12 protein-coding genes are annotated in these 18,711 nt (G+C 63.8%); 7 read left to right on the top strand and 5 right to left on the bottom strand.

Going from position 1 to position 18,711, the window contains the following annotated elements; translation table 11 throughout:
* The first annotated feature begins 51 nt into the window (after window positions 1-51).
* The 6 genes from AB5Y89_RS06805 (at window position 52) to AB5Y89_RS06780 (ending at window position 8,206) form a co-directional block, all read left to right on the top strand.
* A complete protein-coding gene (locus tag AB5Y89_RS06805) occupies window positions 52-1,014 on the top strand; it encodes an ion channel (protein WP_029314056.1) in 963 nt (320 codons plus the stop codon).
* Window positions 1,015-1,266: 252 nt separating this feature from the next.
* Window positions 1,267-2,073, top strand: coding sequence for an exodeoxyribonuclease III (gene xthA / locus AB5Y89_RS06800; RefSeq protein WP_010673667.1), 807 nt, complete (start codon window positions 1,267-1,269; stop codon window positions 2,071-2,073).
* Between the two features lie 183 nt (window positions 2,074-2,256).
* On the top strand, window positions 2,257-2,748 hold the full coding sequence (locus AB5Y89_RS06795; RefSeq protein ID WP_113736093.1) for a hypothetical protein: 492 nt from the start codon (window positions 2,257-2,259) through the stop codon (window positions 2,746-2,748).
* Window positions 2,749-3,046: 298 nt separating this feature from the next.
* Complete coding sequence (locus AB5Y89_RS06790) at window positions 3,047-4,579, top strand: efflux RND transporter periplasmic adaptor subunit (protein WP_368223252.1); 1,533 nt, start codon at window positions 3,047-3,049, stop codon at window positions 4,577-4,579.
* A 76-nt stretch (window positions 4,580-4,655) separates the two neighbouring features.
* Window positions 4,656-7,784: an efflux RND transporter permease subunit gene (locus AB5Y89_RS06785; RefSeq protein WP_368223251.1), complete on the top strand. Its 3,129-nt coding sequence runs from the start codon at window positions 4,656-4,658 to the stop codon at window positions 7,782-7,784.
* A gap of 44 nt (window positions 7,785-7,828) precedes the next feature.
* Entirely contained in the window at window positions 7,829-8,206 is a 378-nt protein-coding gene (locus tag AB5Y89_RS06780) for a copper-binding protein (RefSeq protein WP_368223250.1), read from the top strand.
* A gap of 74 nt (window positions 8,207-8,280) precedes the next feature.
* Here the strand turns inward: AB5Y89_RS06780 and AB5Y89_RS06775 are convergent, their stop codons facing one another.
* Entirely contained in the window at window positions 8,281-9,975 is a 1,695-nt protein-coding gene (locus AB5Y89_RS06775; RefSeq protein ID WP_368223248.1) for an aspartate aminotransferase family protein, read from the bottom strand.
* 176 nt (window positions 9,976-10,151) lie between these two features.
* Entirely contained in the window at window positions 10,152-11,165 is a 1,014-nt protein-coding gene (locus AB5Y89_RS06770) for a lipoate--protein ligase (RefSeq protein WP_104454464.1), read from the bottom strand.
* A gap of 467 nt (window positions 11,166-11,632) precedes the next feature.
* Here AB5Y89_RS06770 and AB5Y89_RS06765 point away from each other — a divergent pair, with 467 nt between their 5' ends.
* Window positions 11,633-14,020 carry a diguanylate cyclase gene (locus tag AB5Y89_RS06765; protein WP_368223268.1) on the top strand — a complete coding sequence of 796 codons (2,388 nt, stop codon included), beginning with the start codon at window positions 11,633-11,635 and terminating at the stop codon, window positions 14,018-14,020.
* A 33-nt stretch (window positions 14,021-14,053) separates the two neighbouring features.
* On the opposite strand, the gene AB5Y89_RS06760 is transcribed toward AB5Y89_RS06765, so the two are convergent.
* Genes AB5Y89_RS06760 through AB5Y89_RS06750 form a run of 3 tightly spaced genes read right to left on the bottom strand, consistent with a single transcriptional unit; the run spans window position 14,054 to window position 18,710 of the window.
* Window positions 14,054-17,212: an efflux RND transporter permease subunit gene (locus AB5Y89_RS06760; protein ID WP_368223245.1), complete on the bottom strand. Its 3,159-nt coding sequence runs from the start codon at window positions 17,210-17,212 to the stop codon at window positions 14,054-14,056.
* Complete coding sequence (locus AB5Y89_RS06755) at window positions 17,205-18,224, bottom strand: efflux RND transporter periplasmic adaptor subunit (RefSeq protein ID WP_322131483.1); 1,020 nt, start codon at window positions 18,222-18,224, stop codon at window positions 17,205-17,207. Before AB5Y89_RS06755 ends, AB5Y89_RS06760 begins: the two co-directional genes overlap by 8 nt.
* Before the next feature lie 39 nt (window positions 18,225-18,263).
* Window positions 18,264-18,710, bottom strand: a complete 447-nt coding sequence (locus AB5Y89_RS06750; protein WP_039039223.1) for a YeeE/YedE family protein — start codon at window positions 18,708-18,710, stop codon at window positions 18,264-18,266.
* Window position 18,711: the final 1 nt, after the last annotated feature.

Here is an 18,711-nt window from a genome sequence, read left to right as displayed (position 1 = left end):
TCCTCCCCTCACCTATGCTGATACTGACTCAGGGAAGGGAGGGGCAACACCATGGCAATGTGCCGATACCTGGTGGCCGATGGCCGCCACTGCACCGAAGAGGCAGGGGATCATGATCTCTGCCGCTGGCACGACCCCGCTGCGGCCCACAACACCCCTGATACCGCCGAGGCGCTGGAGCGCTATGTGCGCCAGGGAGGCCTGTGCCACGGCCTGCAACTGGCCCGCGCCGAGCTGGCGGATCTCAACCTGGTGAACAGGCAGGGTCCGGAGGGATTCTTGCTGGAGCAGTGCAACCTCTATCGCGCCAACCTGCGAGGTGCCCATCTCTACGGCATTCGCATCAAGGGCGGCAGCCTGATGAAGGCCGATCTGAGCGAAGCGAACCTCCACTGCGCCACCCTCGACGACGTCAACCTGCTCGGCATCCGCTGGAAGAACACCCGCCTCGACAACCTGGAGACGGGCAAGCGGCTGATGCAGGACAGAAAGGGGCGCCGCGAGCGGGACCCGGCGCAGGCCCGCGTCTGGTTCAAGGAGGCGGAGGAGACCTACCGGGATCTGCGCAAGGCCTCGGAGGCCCAGGGCATCTTCACCATGTCCGGTCGCTACATCCAGCAGGAGCTCACCATGCGCCGCCTGCAGATGCCGTTCTGGTCCTACCGCCGTTTCGCCTCCTGGATAGTGGATCTCTTCTGCGGTTACGGCGAGGCCCCCATGCGGGTGGTTCTCTTCTCCCTGCTGCTCATCGTCATCTGCAGCATTTTTTACTTCTTCTGCGGCCTCAACTTCGCGGGCACCCACCTCATCTATCGACCGGACGCCCCCCTGGAGCAGAACGCCATCTTCCTGATGGAGTGCCTCTACTACAGCGTGGTGACCTTCACGACGCTGGGGTATGGGGACTTCACCCCGGTGGGGTTGTCGCGGATCTTCGCCGCCTTCGAAGCCTTTACCGGCAGCTTCACGCTGGCACTGTTCGTGGTGGTGTTTGTCAAGAAGATGACCCGCTAGAAACCTGTCCACGATCCTGCTGGGAGGCCGCGTCCAAGGCTCATGTGCTGCTCGCTTGTGTGTCGCCAGGCGCTCTCATGTATACATATACACTCAGGTTCCTCTGCTGCGCGTCACCTTGCTGACAGACTCTCGCGACAGATCGTGAACAGATTCCCGAGTCGCTGCGCCAGTCACAGCCCCCGAACTTGCATCCATCGCGGATTCCTAGTCCAATAAGCGACGAACAAAAACGACATGAGCACCCCGAACATGAAGATCATCTCTTTCAATATCAATGGCCTGCGTGCACGCCTTCATCAGTTGCAAGCCCTTATCGACAAGCACCAGCCGGACGTGATCGGCCTGCAGGAGATCAAGGTGCACGACGAAGCCTTCCCGGTCGCGGATGTGGAGGCCATGGGCTACCACGTGGTCTTCCACGGCCAGAAGGGGCACTACGGGGTCGCCATCATGAGCAAGCAGGCTCCCATCGAGGTGCAAAAGGGTTTCCCCACCGATCCGGAAGATGCCCAGCGCCGCATGATCATGGCCAGCTTCAAGCGGGAAGACGGCTCCGTCATCAAGGTGATGAACGGCTACTTCCCCCAGGGGGAGAGCCAGGATCACGAGACCAAGTTCCCGGCCAAGCAGAAGTTCTATGAAGACCTGCAGCACTACCTCGAGACCCACCACACCCCGGACGACCAGATAGCGCTGATCGGGGATATGAACATCTCCCCCACGGATCTCGACATCGGCATCGGCGAGGCGAACCGCAAGCGCTGGCTGCGGGATGGCAAGTGCTCCTTCCTGCCCATCGAGCGGGAATGGATGGAGCGCCTCAAGGGGTTCGGCCTCACCGACACCTTCCGCGCCGCCAACCCCACCGAGTGCGAGCGCTTCTCCTGGTTCGACTACCGCTCCAGGGGCTTTGACGAGAACCGGGGCCTGCGCATCGACCTCATCATGGCCTCCGACGCCCTCAAGGACAAAGTGACCGAGACCGGCATCGACTACGAGCTGCGCGGCATCGACAAGCCCTCGGATCACGCCCCCATCTGGACCTGCTTCGCCTGATCCCCACGTCAGGCTCGCCCTCGCCAAAAGCCCCTGCCCCCGCCCATGTGGGGGCTTTTTTTGTTCACTGCCCTGCCCTCTCTTAATCCATGTCAATTCCCAGGCAGACGGCGCTTGCCAGGCCTTGACCTTCTCCTTTCGGCAAGGTTTAGATTCGGCCCATTCGTCACAGGGAAGCCACCCATGCTCTCATCGAGATTGCCCACCACGTTCATCGCCCGGCTGTTGCTGGGGCTGATGCTCGTCTGCAATCTCACCCTGTGCATCGGCTGGCATGGGGCGGCCACCGCCCTGCCAAGTGACGCATCCGCATCCATCCTGGCTCCGGCGCAGTCCCCCCTGTCTCATGGACTGCACCAGAGCGAGCCTGTGCAGCACTCCGCCATGCACCAGGCCGACACAGCCTCCCTCTCCTGCCACGGCGGCCCCCAGAGTGAGGCGGCCCCGCCCGGGGAGGAGTGCCAGATGCAGAGCGGCGTCTTCGGCGCCACCAGTGCGCCGCCCCTGCTGGGCCTGCTGCTGTCACTGCTGCTGCTTCCTTTGCTGTTGCTCCCTTCGTGGCGCCTCGCCCCCCTGCTGGACAACTGGTTGCGGGATCCCTTCCTGCGATCCCGCGGTACCCACCCTCCCTCCTGGCCGCGCCGACACCTGATGTTGTCGGTGCTGCGCCACTAGAAAGATCTTCTCTCGCGGCAACAGCAAGCCTCGGCTTGCCCGTTTTCTGCCGCCTTGCCTGACCCTGTGACGACTGGCCCCGCCAGCAACAGGGAGCCGTGCGTCCGCTGACTCGTCAGCAACGCCCCGTTTGCCGCCAGCCCCTTGGGTGATGCCTTGCACCTCACCCGACCGGCGGCCTGCAAAAGAGAAGACGTATTATGTCACCAGCCCACTTTTCACCGTCCAAGGTTGCTGCCTTCGCGGGCACCTTATCCTCCTGCACTTTCTGCATGCAGACTCGCGTCGGAGGCTTGTCATGAACAAGACGCTGTTGATGTCCGCCCTGCTGCTCGCCCTCGGCGCCGGTGGCGGCTACTGGGCCGCCAAACAGACCACCGCTGGCACTGCAGCCAAGGAGAAGACGCCCCTCTACTGGGTCAACCCCATGGATCCGCGCGACAAGCGCGATGCCCCCGCCAAAGACAACATGGGGATGGACTTCATCCCCGTCTATGAGGAAAAACAGGGCGGCTCACCGGGCACCGTCACCATCAGCCCCGAGATCCAGCAGAATCTTGGGGTGCGGCTCGCCAAGGTGGAGAAGCTCCCCATCCACCAGCAGCTCGAGACGGTGGGTTACGTCGGTTATGACGAAGACAAGCTGGAAGCCGTCAACGCCCGCATGGCGGGCTGGATCCGCACCCTCGCCATCAAGAGCGAGGGGCAGCAAGTGAGCAAAGGCCGCCTGATTTACGAGCTCTACGCCCCGGATCTGGTCAACGCCCAGCACGAGTATCTGCTGGCTCTCAACACCGCCAACCCCCTGCTGCTGCGCGCCGCCGAGGGCAAGCTCAAGTCCCTGCAGGTGCCGGCGGATCAGATTGCGGCCCTCAAGCGCAGCCGCCAGGTGCAGGAGACGGTGCGCATCTATGCCCCCAGCAGCGGTTATGTCTCCGAGCTGAAGGTGCGCGAGGGCCAGTATGTGGAGCCCGCCGCGGCGCTCTTTAACATCAGCACCCTACAGCAGGTGTGGGTGAGCGCCGAGGTATTCGAGCGCCAGGCCGCCCAGCTGAAGGTGGGCGATCCGGTCACCATGACCCTGGACTACGCCCCCGGCCGCCACTGGCAGGGCCGGGTCGATTACCTCTACCCGACCCTGGATGCTGCCACCCGGACCCTCAAGGTGCGGCTGCGCTTTGCCAACCCGGACGAGTTTCTGAAGCCCAATATGTTCGCCAAAGTGACCATTCAGGCGGGCAAGGGAGAGCCGCAACTGGTTGTGCCGAGCGAAGCGGTGATCCGCACCGGCAGCCAGGACCGGCTGGTGCTGGCGCTGGGGGATGGCAGCTTCAAATCGGTGGCCGTCACTCTGGGCCCCCAGTTTGGCGACAAGGTGGCCATCAAGGCAGGAGTTGAAGCGGGGGACAGCATCGTCAGCTCGGCCCAGTTCCTGCTCGACTCCGAATCGGCTATCGATTCGGACTTCCTGCGCATGACGGCGGTGCGCCCCGCCCAGGTATGGACCCAGGGCGAGGTTGAAAGCATCGATCTGGCCAACCGCACCCTGATGGTCTCTCACCAGCCCATCCCCGAGTGGCAGTGGCCCGCCATGGAGATGGAGTTCACCGTCGCCGACGGAGTCGATATCAGCAAGCTGGCCGAGGGACAGACCCTGCACCTGCAAGTGATGCAGGAGGGGGATGAGTACCGCATCACCACCATCCATCAGGAGCAAGCGCCGGCAACTGGCGACACCGCCAAGCCCGCAACGGATGAGATGGAGAAGATGGAAGGCATGGACCATAGCCAGCATCAGATGGCGATGCCCGAGATGGAGAAGAAATCATGATCCCGTCGATATCTTGCCGCTTTACTAGCGACCATGTCCTGCCGTTCACGCCACGCCAAGAGGGAGGAGCCAAGTCATGATCCCTTCCATCATTCGCTGGTCCATCGGCAACCGCTTTCTGGTGCTGCTGCTGACTGTCATGCTCACCGCCTGGGGGCTCTGGTCGGTCAAACAGACCCCGGTGGACGCCCTGCCGGATCTCTCCGACGTGCAGGTGATCATCAAGACCTCCTATCCGGGCCAGGCTCCGCAGGTGGTGGAGGATCAGGTGACCTACCCGCTCACCACCGCCATGCTGGCGGTGCCGGGGGCCACCACGGTGCGCGGCTACTCCTTCTTCGGCGACTCCTTCGTCTATGTGCTGTTTGACGACAACACCGACCTCTACTGGGCCCGCGCCCGGGTGCTGGAGTATCTGAGCCAGGTTGCCCCCAACCTGCCCGCCTCAGCCCGACCCCAGCTCGGCCCCGATGCCACCGGGGTGGGCTGGGTCTATCAGTACGCGTTGGTGGACAGAACCGGCAAGCATGACCTCAGCCAGCTCACCTCACTGCAGAACTGGTTCCTCAAGTACGAGTTGCAGACGGTGGGCGGGGTCTCCGAAGTCGCCACCGTGGGTGGCATGGTTCGCCAGTATCAGGTGCGGGTCGACCCGGACAAGCTGCGCGCCTACGGCATCCCGCTCTCCCTTATCGAGACCGCCATCAAGCAGGGCAATCAGGAGACCGGCGCCTCCGTCATCGAGATGGCGGAAGCGGAGTACATGGTGCGCTCCAACGGCTATCTGAAAAGCGTCGAGGATCTGAAGCAGATCCCGCTCGGTACCAATGTGCGCGGCGCCCCGCTGCTGCTGGGTGACGTGGCGGATGTGGTCACCGGGCCCCAGAGCCGGCGCGGTCTGGCCGAGCTCAACGGCGAAGGGGAAGTTGTGGGCGGCATTATCGTCATGCGCTATGGCGAGAATGCCCAGCACACCATCGACGGGGTCAAGGCGCGGCTCGCCCAGCTGAAGAGCAGCCTGCCGGAAGGAGTAGAGATCGTCACCGTCTACGATCGCTCCGACCTTATCCAGCGCGCCATCGACAACCTCTCCGGCAAGCTGGTGGAGGAGTTCGCCGTGGTGGTGCTGGTCTGCCTCGCCTTCCTGTTCCACCTGCGCTCGTCGCTGGTGGTGGTCATCTCCTTGCCCATCGCCATCCTGACCGCCTTTATCGTGATGCACCTGCAGGGGATCAACGCCAACATCATGTCGCTGGGCGGCATCGCCATCGCCATCGGCGCCATGGTGGATGGCGCCATCGTGATGATCGAGAACGTCCACAAGCACATGGAGCGGGAGGCGCTCACCGACAAGAACCGCTGGCGCATCATCACCGAGGCGAGCATAGAGGTGGGCCCCGCCATCTTCTTCTCCCTGCTGATCATCACCATCAGCTTCCTGCCGGTGTTCGCGCTGGAGGCGCAGGAGGGGCGGATGTTCCACCCGCTCGCCTACACCAAAACCTACGCCATGGCCGCCGCGGCCGGGCTCGCCATCACGCTGGTGCCGGTGATCATGGGTTACTTCATCCGTGGCAAGGTGCTGGCGGAGCAGGCCAACCCGCTCAACCGCTGGCTAAGTCAGGGCTATGTGCCACTGCTCAAGGCCGTGCTGGCCCGTCCGAAAACCACTCTGGCTGTCGCCGCCGTGGTGACGGTGGCGGGCTTCTGGCCGCTCAAGTACCTGGGCTCCGAGTTTATTCCGCCGCTGGACGAGGGGGACATCATGTATATGCCCACCACCGCAGCCAATATCTCGGTGGGCAAGGCGCGGGAGATTTTGCAGCAGACCGACAAGCTTATTCGTACCGTGCCCGAGGTGCAAAACGTGTTCGGCAAGGCGGGTCGAGCCGAGACCGCTACCGACCCCGCCGATCTGGTGATGATGGAGACCAGCATCCAGCTCAAGCCACGCGACCAATGGCGCCCCGGCATGACCCCGGAGAAGCTCAAAGAGGAGCTGGATTCCCTCATCCGCTTCCCCGGTCTCACCAACGCCTGGGTGCCCCCCATCAAGACCCGCATCGACATGCTGGCCACCGGCATCAAGACCCCGGTCGGCATCAAGATAGCGGGGCCGGATCTCAAGGTGATCCAGCAGCTCGGCCAAAAGCTTGAGCAAGTAGTCGGCAAGGTGAAGGGCGCCTCATCGGTCTACGCCGAGCGGGTGGCGGGCGGCCGTTACGTCAAGGTGGATATCGACCGGCTGAAAGCGGCCCGTTACGGCCTCAACATTGCCGACGTACAGGCGGTGCTCGCCACCGCGGTGGGCGGCATGGAGGTGGGCCAGACCATCGAGGGGCGCGAGCGCTACCCCATCAACCTGCGCTATCCCCAGAGCTATCGCGATTCGGTGGCGAGCCTCGAGCTGCTGCCGATGGTGACTCCGAGCGGTGCGCGCATCGCGCTGGCGGATGTGGCTCGGGTCTACATCAGCGATGAGGCCCCCATGCTGCGCAGTGAAAACGCGCGCCTCAACGGCTGGGTCTACGTCGATATTCGCGGTCGCGATATCGGCTCTTTCGTGGCAGAGGCCAAGGCCGAAGTGGGCAAGCAGCTGGTGCTGCCGGCGGGCTACGCCCTCACCTGGTCCGGCCAATACGAATACATGGAGCGGGCCAAGGCGCGCCTCGCCTACGTGGTGCCGCTCACGGTCGCCATTATCGTGCTGCTGCTCTATCTGGCGTTTCGCCGCGTTCAGGAGGTGCTGCTCATTCTCACCACCTTGCCACTGGCGGTGGTGGGCGGGATCTGGACCCTCTGGCTGCTCGACTTCAACCTCTCGGTGGCAGTCGGGGTGGGCTTTATCGCCCTGGCCGGGGTAGCGGTGGAAACCGGCGTCCTGATGCTGGTCTACCTCAACCATGCCTGGGATGACCTCGTGGCCTGCGGCAAGCCGGACAAGGCGGGCCTGCACCGGGCGGTGATCCAGGGCGCCGCCCTGCGCCTGCGTCCCAAGATGATGACGGTGGTCACCATTATCGCCGGCCTGCTGCCCATCATGTGGAGCCACGGCACCGGCTCCGAAGTAATGCAGCGCATCGCCGCCCCCATGATTGGCGGCATGGTGAGCGCCTTAGGTCTGACCCTCTTGGTGCTGCCCGCCGCCTATTACCTGTGGCGTAGCCGCAGCCTTGGCAAGACCGAAACCCGGCAAGCCGATTGACCCGACTTCACCACCGACTTTGAATAAACGACGAGGAAAAGATCATGAATTACAAGACGTTGACCCTGACATTGCTGCTCGGCCTTGCCACCAACACCAGCCTGCAGGCAGAGGAGATGATGAACCACCAGGGGCACGACATGGCGCAAATGGAGGGGATGAACCATGAGGGCCACGACATGGCCGCCATGCAAACCGAGCAGACCCTGATCAAGGGGACCATCACCCGCCTCGATGCCGCGAGCGGCAAGGTCGGGATCAGGCACGAGGCGATCACCAACCTCAAGATGCCTCCCATGACCATGGTCTTTCGGGTGGCCGATACGGACCTGCTCAAGGATCTGAAGGTGGGGGATGCGGTGCGCTTTCACGCCGAGAACCCGGCCGGCAAGCTCACCGTGACCGCCATCCAGAAACAGTAAGCGGAGTCATTTCAATAAAAGACGGCGGGATTATCCCGCCGTCTTTATTTATGACATCACAACATGTGGCTATTTCAGCCACGAATATGCGCGATAAAGGCGTCGATCTGTTCGCGGCCGCAGGCGGGGTTCATGAAGACCGCCTTCTCCCCGGCGATGTAGGAATACTTGCCGCGCTCGTCGTATTCCGAGTGTGCCACCGCCTCCACCCAGTTGGTGTAGAGCCCTACCTTGCCGCGTCCCTTGAACAGGCTGCGGTGGTAGTCGGTGTTGCGCTGCAGGCGCGCCTTGTAGGCGGGATCGCTGGAGCGGGCCAGCTCGAAGGCGAACTCGGCCTCGGGGTCCTGTACCCACTCTGGGTTGTAGATCTTGAAGCCGACACTGGGCCCCTGGTTCTCCTGGGCCACCAGCTTGACGTTGCCGAGCTGGCTTAACCGGAAGCGGAAGTAGTTGGCGTTTTGCAGGCAGTGGGCCAGCACGGTGCGATACCCCTCCACCCCCAGGTAGTTGAGGGCCGCATAGGCACCGAACAGGCCGCTCGCCCCGCGGGAGCACTCGATGGTGGATTGCAGGTGGGTCTGACCCTGGATGTCCCGCTCAAAGTAGGAGAAGTTCTCCGGGTCGTTCTCCATCGCCTTGAGATCGTCCTGCTCTTTTATCATCACCAAGCTGGAGGTGTAGGGCACATAGCCCCACTTCTGGAAGTCCACGGTGAAGGAGTCGGCGTATCTGAGCTCGGCGAAGCGGCTCACGTTGCGCTCGATCCCCGCCAGGGTGGCGGCGTTGATGGCCAGCGGGTTGGCGGCAAAGTCGTAGTCCAGGAAGAAGATCATCGACCAGCCGATGGCGGCGTCGACGTGGATGTGGGGCCTGACCGCCACCTCGAAGCGCTCGCACAGCCTGTCCCGCAGCTCGACCACGGGTTTGACCCTATCCACCCCGAAGGTGTCGGTGGTGCCCATGGTGAGCATGATGGTGGGCACCACGTGTTTGAGGGCGAAGCAGGCGGTCAGGGTGCGCTCGAGGTGGTCGAGATCGATGTCGTTGTTCTCGCCCACCTGGATGCGGATGGTCTTGTTCTCGATGTCCACCCCGAGCAGGGAAAGGTTGGTGATGTTGGAGTAGTGGCCGCCCTGGGAGTTGATGATGCGGTAATCCTGATAGTGGCCTAACCCCTTGTGCTTGGCCTGTGGCAGGCTCTTGCGGATGCCGAGCAGGTAGCCGTAGAGGTTACAAAACGTCCCCCCCTGGGTGAAGATGCCGGTGGCGCGAGCTGGGTCATAACCCGCCAGCAGCGCTATCTGGCGCACCACCTTCTTCTCGAGCTCCTCCGCCACCCCGGCGTATTCGGAGTAGACCAGGTTGGGGTTGGCCAATATGCCCATCTGGGCGCCATAGATGGCGGGATCCGCCGACATGGTGATGACGTTCTCGACGCTGGAGGGGTTCTCCCAATCCTTTGACAAGGCGCCGGCAAACAGCAGCTCCGCCATGGGCTCCCCCGGCGTGCGCATGGTGGCTGGCACTGGCATGGTTTCGCAGAGATCCGCCAGGCGGGCGCGACCATCTGGCCAGGCATTGAGCCGCGCATCCGGCGCCAGTCCACGGGCGCGAAACTCGTTGAGGGTGGCAAAGCCGGGCTCGCGAAAGACCGGCCAGAGATCGGGATTGCGGGAGAAGAAGTGGGCTTTGACGGTGGCAAAATGGCGGGCGAATTCGGGGGAGACGGCGTTGACGCCCTCATCTTTCAGATAGACCAAGTGATTCATTTTTATACCATTGATACTGCTGAGGTGCGGTTTTTATACTCCAGTGACACCTCTATCAACAGAGACAATAACTAATGGTCTGCCCTACTTTTTGTCATGTTGGCGCCCTGACGGGCGCCGCGCCCCCTCTTCCCTCTTTTCCCCTGTTCATCTTGTGATCCTGGTCATGGGCAAGGTCAGCGCAGGGCGGTCAGCAGCCATGCCGAAAACCCTTCCAGCTCGGGGTTGGCCGAAAACGTCGCCCGCCACTGACGCAGCAACTCGTCGATGGCCTCGGGACGATAGGCCACCCCGGGCAGGCGTGCGGCCAGGTCATCCAGAGGCGCAGGGTCCAGGGTGTCACTGAAGATCTGTGCCCGCCCTATCACCCCCTTCTCCACATCGAAATGAAGCTCGACCCCGCCCCAGGGGAAGCGCTCCTCCAGCAGGTGGCTGAAGGCGGGAGCATGGCCGAAGTTCCACTCCCAGCTGCGTTGGCGGGCAAAGATCTCGGCAAAGCCGGGCAGGTCGGGCATCCGCTCGGGGGAGATATGCTCGGGCTGCACCACCTCACCGTGATGGGCAAAGAAGGCGTCGCACAGGGCCTGCACCACCTGCTCATGACCCAGGCCAGGCAACAGCTCGCCAAGGTTCGCCACCCGGCTTCTCACCGAGCTGATACCCTTGGCCGCCAGCTTCTTGGGGTCGGGATTGAGGTAGTGGGCGAGGCGACCGAGATCGGCGTCCAGCAGCAGGGTACCGTGGTGAAAGCCGCGATCATGGGTCTCCCGGTAGGCCGAACCCGACACCTTGCGATCCCCGTCCGGGGTCGCCACCAGCAGGTCGTTGCGCCCGGAGGCAAAAGCACTCACGCCGAGTCTGGCGAGGGCATCAATGACGATGGTGGTGGAGACGCTCTTGTCATAACCGGGCTTGCCCGCCATGAAAGTGAAACAGCTGTTGCCAAGGTCGTGGAACACGGCGCCGCCCCCGCTGCTGCGCCGGGCCAGGGTCACCCCGTCCTCTTCCATGCGGCGGGTGTTGCACTCCTTCCAGGGGTTCTGGGCCCGGCCTATCACCACCGTATTGTCGTTGCGCCACAGGAACAGCACCCGCTGGGCCGGGTCCATCTGGCGAAAGATGCACTCCTCCACCGCGAGGTTGAACAGGGGATCGTGGGAGTCGGAGAGCAGCAGGCGCAAGGAAGACATGACAGGACCTTCTCGGGAAACAGGAAACGGATGACTACCATACCACCCTGAACGAAGGAAGGCGTCCCCCGACCGCCACAGGTCGACACCCGATACGGACAAGAGCATCAACTTCTGATACGACAGGAGAAGATAAGAGGGAATTGCCGAAAACACGCAGTTTATCATTAACAGGCGAGAAGAGAGGCGGCAGCCATCCCTCCTGGAATGACACCTAATGCCCTTGTCACCGGCCGGTGACGAGTCAACAAGGTTTCAAAATGAGCCGTGACGCCCATTGACGTGATGAATGACACAAAAATGACTTTTAATGCCTCCCGCGCCCCATCTTATTGGGGCTTGCTCCCCTTGCGAATAACAGGAAATTGTTTGACTCTAGCCAGAAGAGCACCTCCCGAGAGAACAGCGGTATGACGGAGTCCGATGCATCTCGCCAGCCTGTACGCTGGCTTCTGCCCTTCTGGGTGATGATTGCCACCCTGACCACGGCTCACCTCAGGGCGGATGAGCGCGTCATCCTGCAGCTTCCCTGGCAGCACCAGTTCCAGTTTGCCGGTTACTACGCCGCCATCGCCAAGGGGTTCTACCGGGAGGCCGGCCTGCAGGTCACCCTGCGGGAGGCGGGGCCGGGCACCGACGTCATCAATGAAGTCACCACGGGTCGCGCCCAGTTCGGCATCCGCGGCAGCGATCTGCTGCTGGCCCGGGCAGCAGGCCGCCCTGTGGTGGTGCTCGCCGCCATGTTGCAGCACTCCCCCCTGATGCTCATCACCCTGGAGCGGCCGGATATCCAGACCCCGGGCGATCTGGCCAACAAGCGGCTGATGCTCGAACCCGGCTCCAACGAGCTGCTCACCTACCTGCATCGCTACACCCGCAGCCGGCAGTGGGAGACCCTGCCCTACGAGCGGGGGGTCCAGGCACTGCTGAGGGGCCAGGCGGACGTCATCAGCGCCTACAGCACAACCGAGCCCTTCACCCTGCAGCAACAGGGCATTCCCTTCCGGGTGTTCAGCCCCCGCGACATCGGTTACGACTTCTACGGAGACAACCTCTTCACCTCGGAGAGTGAGGTCATCAACCAGCAGGAGCGGGTCCAGCGCTTCTTGCAGGCCAGCCTCAAGGGGTGGCGCTATGCCATGGATCATCCCGAGGAGATGATCAACCTGATCCTGGAGCACTACCCCAGCGGGGCCGGGCGCGAGGCGCTCGCCTTCGAGGCCCGTGAAACCCGGGCCCTGATGCAGCCCGACATCATCGAGCCCGGTTACATGCAGCAGGATCGCTGGCAGCAGATCGCCCGCACCTACCAGGAGGCCGGGATGATCAAGGCGGTGCCCAACCTCACCCCCTTTCTCTACAACAGTACCCAGGCGAGCCTTCGTCAGCAGCGCCAACTGCTCGACAGGAGCGTGGCCATCGCCATGCTGATCTCTTTCTCCCTGCTGGCACTGCTCGGCGTCTTCCTGCACCTCTATCTGCGTCTGCGGGAAGAGGCCAGTGACCGACAGCGGCTCACCCGGGAACTGGCCCAGCGCGAGCAGCACTACCGCTTCGTGGCGGAGAACAGCGGCGACGTGATCTGGACCATGGATACCAATAGCCTGCGTTTTCGTTACATCAGCCCCGCCATCGCATCCCTGAGCGGCTATGAACCCGCCGAACTCTTTGCCCTCTCCCTGCGCCAGCTGCTCCCCGATGAGTCCTGGAAACAGCTTCGCGACGGCATCACCGTCTCCCTCGAGGCCTGGCAACGGGGGGATCATGGACAGACCCGGTGCGTCATCCACTCCCAGCTGCGCCACAAGCAGGGTCATCTGGTGACCATCGAGACGGTCACTACCTTACATGGCAGCGCCAGCACAAGACCGGACGCCATTTTGGGGGTGACCCGGGATGTCACCGAACGTTCGGCCCGGGAGGAGATGATGCGCCGCCTCGCCTTCTATGACCCCCTCACCGGCCTGGCCAACCGCCGCCTGCTGCAACAGCGGCTCAAGGAGACCCTGGAGCAGGCTCCACAGCAGCCCCTGGCCCTGGTCTTCATCGATCTCGACCACTTCAAGCCCATCAATGACACCTTCGGCCACGAAACCGGCGACCTGCTGCTCAAGCTGGTGGCCGAGCGCATGGGGGAGTGCGTCAGGGAAGAAGACCTGGTGGCACGCCTTGGGGGGGACGAGTTTGTCATCATGCTGCCCGATACGGATGCCTCGGCCCTCGCGGTCGCCGACAAGCTGCACCACTGCCTGCATCACCCCTTCCAGCTTGAGCAGCAGGCGCTGCGCATCTCCGGCAGCATAGGGGTCGCCCTCTATCCGGATCACGGCACCGACCCCAAGACCCTGATGCACCACGCCGATCAGGCCATGTATCAAGCCAAGCACCATGGCCGGGGCAGGGTCTGCCTGTTTTCCACCGGGCAGGATCCCCTCCCCGGCACCCTGCAATGGCAGCCCGCCCACGCATGCGGCCACCCCCGCATCGATGCGGACCACCGCCAGCTCTACCTGCTGGCCAACCGCTTGCTCGAGCACATGCAGGATCCCGGCATCCATCCGGATGCCTTGCTGGCAGACATGGCGCAGATATTCGAGATGGCGCGCCAGCACTTCCTCCTCGAAGAGCAGGTCCTCGCGCAATATGGCTATGAGGAGCTGGCGGCCCATCGCCAGGAGCACCAGCATCTGCTGAAAAAAGCCGGTCAGCTGATGGCGGCCGCACAGGCGGGCACCCTTGGCAACGACGCCCTGCTCAACTTCATCATCCAGGAGCTGGTCGTGGGTCACATGAGCCAGGCGGATCGCCGTTATTTCCCCCTGATGAAAACCTGCGATGCCCGCGAGGCGGTGTGATGCCAGAAAACAGGGGGCACGTGCCCCCTGTGTTTACCTCTGACTTCGGCGAACGAGCAGGCTGTAGTAGAGCAGTGGGATCACCACCAGGGTGAGCAGGGTGGAAACCAGGATCCCGAAGATCAGGCTGATGGCGAGGCCATTGAAGATGGGGTCATCCAGGATGAAAAGCGCCCCTATCATGGCCGCCAGCGCCGTCAGCATGATGGGTTTGGCTCGCACCTGCGCCGCCTCGATCACCGCCTGCTCGAACGCCATGCCACTCGCCCGCTGCTGCTCGATGAAATCCACCAGCAGGATGCTGTTGCGCACGATGATCCCGGCCAGCGCAATCATCCCTATCATCGAGGTGGCGGTAAACTGGGCCCCCAGCAGGGCGTGACCCGGCATCACCCCGATGAGGGTGAGCGGAATGGGGGCCATGATGATGAGCGGCACCAGATAGGAGCGGAACTGGGCCACCACCAGCAGGTAGATGAGGATCATCCCCACTCCGTAGGCTAGCCCCATGTCGCGGAAGGTCTCGTAGGTTATCTTCCACTCCCCGTCCCACAAGAGCGCCACCTCCCCCAGCTTGTCGGGCTGATGCACGTAATACTGTGGCAGCGAGATGTCAGCACCGGCGGCAAACATGCCGTAGAGCGGGCTGTCGGCATGGCCGCCCATGTCAGCCACCACCATCACCATGGGCTGCATGTTCTTGTGCATGAGGTAGCTGGGGGAGACCTCGTCACGACGGCTCACCAGCTCGGAGACCCGCACCAGCTGGCCGCTCTGGCTGCGCACCTTGAGAGCCAGGATGCCGGTCAGATCCCGCTTGTCACCGGGGGCGAGCTCGATGCGGATCGGCACCGGATACTTGGCGCCTTGCCCCTGCAGCCAGCTGGCATCCTGATAACCCACGCCCCCGTTGAGGGTCGCCACCAGATCCCCGAGATCGACCCCGAGCAGGGCCGCCTGGGCGCGATCCACCACCAGCCGCCACTTGGGCTGGGGGTCGGTCAGATAGATGTCCACGTCCACCAGATCCGCCGTGGCCACAAAGCGGGCCTGTACGGCGCGGGCAGCGGCTTCGCGGGCGGCCTGCGTCGGGCCATACACTTCCGCGACAATGGGCGACCAGACAGGCGGTCCCGGGGGCACCTCCACCACCTTGAGATTGCCCCCTGCCGCGCTGGCGATGGCCTGCAAGGGCGCACGCACCGACCGGGCAATCTCGTGACTGCTGCGATCCCGTTCATGCTTGTCCACCAGATTGACCTGGATGTCCCCCACGTTGGCGCCGCTGCGGATGAAGTAGTGGCGCACCAGCCCGTTGAAGTTGATGGGGGCGGCGGTGCCGGCGTAGATCTGGTAATCCTTCACCTCGGGCACCCTGGCGAGCTCCCGACCCACCGCCAGCAGGGTGCGCTCGGTCTGCTCCAGGGTCGCCCCCTCCGGCATGTCGAGCACCAGCTGGAATTCCGACTTGTTGTCGAAGGGGAGCATCTTGAGCACCACCCACTGCACCACCGGCATGGCGGCGGCCGCCCCGACCAGCAGCAACACCACCAGCCAGAGCTTATGTCTCGATCTTTTGGCACCCGCCCCCATCAGGAAGGGGGTCATCAGCCGGTGAAAGAGCCCGGCCTTGGCCTCCCCGTGGGCGACACGCCCCTCGCGTTTGAGCAGGTGATTGGCCAGCCAGGGGGAGAAGATAAAGGCCACCAGCAGGGAGATGAGCATCCCCATGCTGGCATTGATGGGGATGGGGCTCATGTAGGGGCCCATCAGGCCGCTGACGAAGGCCATGGGCAGCAGGGCCGCGATGACGGTCAGGGTCGCCAGTATGGTCGGCCCCCCCACCTCGTCCACCGCGCCCGGAATGAGATCCTTGAGGGACCCCTTGCCCAGGCCGCGATGGCGGTGGATGTTCTCCACCACGACGATGGCGTCATCCACCAGGATGCCGATGGAGAAAATAAGCGCAAAGAGGGACACACGGTTGAGGGTAAAGCCCCACGCCCAACTGGCAAACAGGGTCAGCGCCAGGGTGATGACGATGGCGACCCCCACCACCAGCGCCTCGCGCCACCCCATGCTCACCAGCACCAGCAATACCACCGCCGTGGTGGCAAAGATGAGCTTGCCGATGAGGGTGTTGGATTTGGTCTCGGCGGTGACGCCGTAGTCACGGGTCACCGTCACCTCGACGCCAGCCGGGATGAGCCGGTTCCTGAGGCTCTCGACCCGTGCCTCCACCCGCTTGGCCACCTCCACCGCGTTCTGCCCCGGCTGCTTGCCGATGGCCAGGGTCACCGCCGGGTAGCTGGCTTGCCCCTGCCCCATCCAGCTTCGCTGGACCGGGGTCTCTTCCCCAAGCCCCACCCGGGCCACCTCACCGAGATAGACGGGCTTGCCGTCGTGCAACCCCACCACCAGCTCGCGGGCCTCCTGTTCGCTTTGCAGGAACTGCCCCACCTGCACCTTGATTTCCCGGTTATCCTGCACCACGGCCTGCTCGCTGCCCACCCGGTTGGCGGCCGCAAGTCGCTGGCTCAGCTCGCCCCAGCTGATGCCATGGGCGCTGAGGGCCGCCGGGTCCGGCATCACCCGCAGCACGGCGCGCTGGCCCCCCAGGCTGTAGATGTCCCGGGTACCGGGAATGCGCTTGAGTTCGGTCTCCAGCTCGTGGGCGACCCGGGTCAGATCGGGGGCCCCCAGTTGCTTGCTCCAGAGGGTCAGACTGACGATGGGCACATCATCGATCCCCCGGGGTTTTACCAGTGGCTGACCGACTCCGATCCCCTGTGGCAACCAGTCGCGGTTGGAGTCGAGCTGGTTGTTGAGATCCACGATGGCCTGCTCCCGGCTCACGCCTACCTTGAACACCACCACCAGCAGGGCACCATCGGGTTGGGAGAAGGAGTAGAGGGTATCTATCCCCTTTATCTGGGAGACCACCTGCTCGGCAGGGGTGGTGACGAGGGATTCCACCTCTGCCGGGCTGGCCCCCGGGAAGGGAATGTAGACGTCGGCGAAGGTGACATCGATCTGGGGCTCCTCCTCCTTGGGGGTCACCAGCACGGCAAAGAGGCCGAGCAAGAGCCCCACCAGCGCCAGCAGCGGGGTGATGGCCGAGCCCTGAAACAGGGCCGCCAGCCGACCCGCCGGCCCCAGGTGGCCATGGTTGTCGTTCAGATCGCTACTCATGGGGCACCTCCTGTTGACGGGTCCAGGCATCGGGGGCCAGGGTGTCACCGCCCTTGAGACCCGCCAGGACCTCGCACAGCCCAGCCTCACAGTGGCCGACCCGCACCGGGGTCAGGGCCCAGCCCTCCCCCTCTTTGAGGTAGACGCCGTTGAACTCCCCTTGCCGCAGCAGGGCGGGCTCCGGCACTTGCAACACCTGACGCTCACCCTGTTTGAGCTGCACCTTGAGCCACATGCCAGGCAGCACCCCTGCCGTGTTCGACGGCAGATCGAGGCGCAGCCGGAAACTGTGGCTCTGGCTGTCGGCGTAGTTGAAGCGGGTCAGCTTGACGGGAGTCACGGCCTTGCCACCGGGCAGCAGCACCTGCACATCCGACGGCTGGCCGGCGAGAGCCAGTGCGGACTGGGGCAGCTCCAGCTCCACCCTCAGCTCGCCCAGGGAGAAACCGGATAGCAGCGGCGTACCGGGGGCCACCGTCTCCCCCAGCTCCACCAGCCGCCTGGTCACCACCCCGGCGTAGGGGGCGAGGATACGGGTATAGCCGTAGGCTTCCCGGGCCTGGATGAGGGCGGCCTCGGCGGCATTGACCTCGGCGCGGGCGGCCCGATCCGTTGCCTGGGCGTTGTCGAGCTGGGCCCGGGTGATCACCCCCTTGGCGATGAGGGCCTGATAACGGGTGAGCTGGCGCTCGGCCTCCACCTGCTGGGCCTGGGCCCTGGCCACCCGCGCCTCGGCGCCGGTCACGGCGGCAGACTGCTCCTTGCCGCTTATCTCGAGCAGGGGCTGCCCGGCCTGTACCTCGTCATTCACATCCACCAGCATGCGGGAGACGCGGCCACTGGTCTGGGCCGCGACCGTCCCCTGATGAATGGCGCTCACGGTACCGCTCAGGGTGAGCCAGTCGGTGACGCGCTGCGGGGTCAGCGTCAGCGGCCCCTTGGCCTCCTCGGCCGCCACCAGGGTGGATGTCATGACCAGCAGGGTGGTCACCAGCAACCGGATTGTGTTCATCATGATTCTCCTTCCCTGGCTCATGGGCACCTTGAAAACTCAGGCAATACGGTGCTGGCGAGCCTTCTCCAGCACCCTGTTCCAGACCTTGTCCACCAGCAGGATCCCGGCCGCCATGGCCCCGATGAACAACAATATCATGGGCTGTCCGCTGGAAATGAGACTCAAGGCAGGCCCTGGACAGATGCCGACCAGGCCCCAACCGATCCCGAACAGTGCGGCCCCGCCAATCAGGCGGCGATCCAGCACGGGAGCGGGAACCCGGGCCATGGGCTCCCCCAGCAGGCTCAGACGACGGGGTTTCACCAGCAGGAAGTAGCCCGGCATGAAGACAGCCAGGGCCCCTCCCATCACGAAGGCCAGGCTGGGATCCCAGGCACCGGCCAGATCGAGAAACCCGGTGACCCGCGCCGGATCCATCATCCCGGAGAGGGCCATTCCCAGCCCGAACAACAGACCCGCAAACACACTTGTCAGCAATTTCATG

The sequence above is a fragment of the Aeromonas sp. s4 genome, assembly GCF_040907855.1.
Taxonomy (GTDB): domain Bacteria; phylum Pseudomonadota; class Gammaproteobacteria; order Enterobacterales; family Aeromonadaceae; genus Aeromonas; species Aeromonas caviae.
This window is presented reverse-complemented; position numbering and strand designations above follow the sequence as displayed.

Excerpts from the sequence above, each read along its gene's own strand:
- AB5Y89_RS06805 (WP_029314056.1), top strand. The coding sequence starts at position 52 with ATGGCAATGTGCCGATACCTGGTGGCCGATGGCCGCCACTGCACCGAA.
- xthA (WP_010673667.1), top strand. The coding sequence starts at position 1,267 with ATGAAGATCATCTCTTTCAATATCAATGGCCTGCGTGCACGCCTTCAT.
- AB5Y89_RS06795 (WP_113736093.1), top strand. The coding sequence starts at position 2,257 with ATGCTCTCATCGAGATTGCCCACCACGTTCATCGCCCGGCTGTTGCTG.
- AB5Y89_RS06790 (WP_368223252.1), top strand. The coding sequence starts at position 3,047 with ATGAACAAGACGCTGTTGATGTCCGCCCTGCTGCTCGCCCTCGGCGCC.
- AB5Y89_RS06785 (WP_368223251.1), top strand. The coding sequence starts at position 4,656 with ATGATCCCTTCCATCATTCGCTGGTCCATCGGCAACCGCTTTCTGGTG.
- AB5Y89_RS06780 (WP_368223250.1), top strand. The coding sequence starts at position 7,829 with ATGAATTACAAGACGTTGACCCTGACATTGCTGCTCGGCCTTGCCACC.
- AB5Y89_RS06775 (WP_368223248.1), bottom strand. The coding sequence starts at position 9,975 with ATGAATCACTTGGTCTATCTGAAAGATGAGGGCGTCAACGCCGTCTCC.
- AB5Y89_RS06770 (WP_104454464.1), bottom strand. The coding sequence starts at position 11,165 with ATGTCTTCCTTGCGCCTGCTGCTCTCCGACTCCCACGATCCCCTGTTC.
- AB5Y89_RS06765 (WP_368223268.1), top strand. The coding sequence starts at position 11,633 with ATGATTGCCACCCTGACCACGGCTCACCTCAGGGCGGATGAGCGCGTC.
- AB5Y89_RS06760 (WP_368223245.1), bottom strand. The coding sequence starts at position 17,212 with ATGAGTAGCGATCTGAACGACAACCATGGCCACCTGGGGCCGGCGGGT.
- AB5Y89_RS06755 (WP_322131483.1), bottom strand. The coding sequence starts at position 18,224 with ATGAACACAATCCGGTTGCTGGTGACCACCCTGCTGGTCATGACATCC.
- AB5Y89_RS06750 (WP_039039223.1), bottom strand. The coding sequence starts at position 18,710 with ATGAAATTGCTGACAAGTGTGTTTGCGGGTCTGTTGTTCGGGCTGGGA.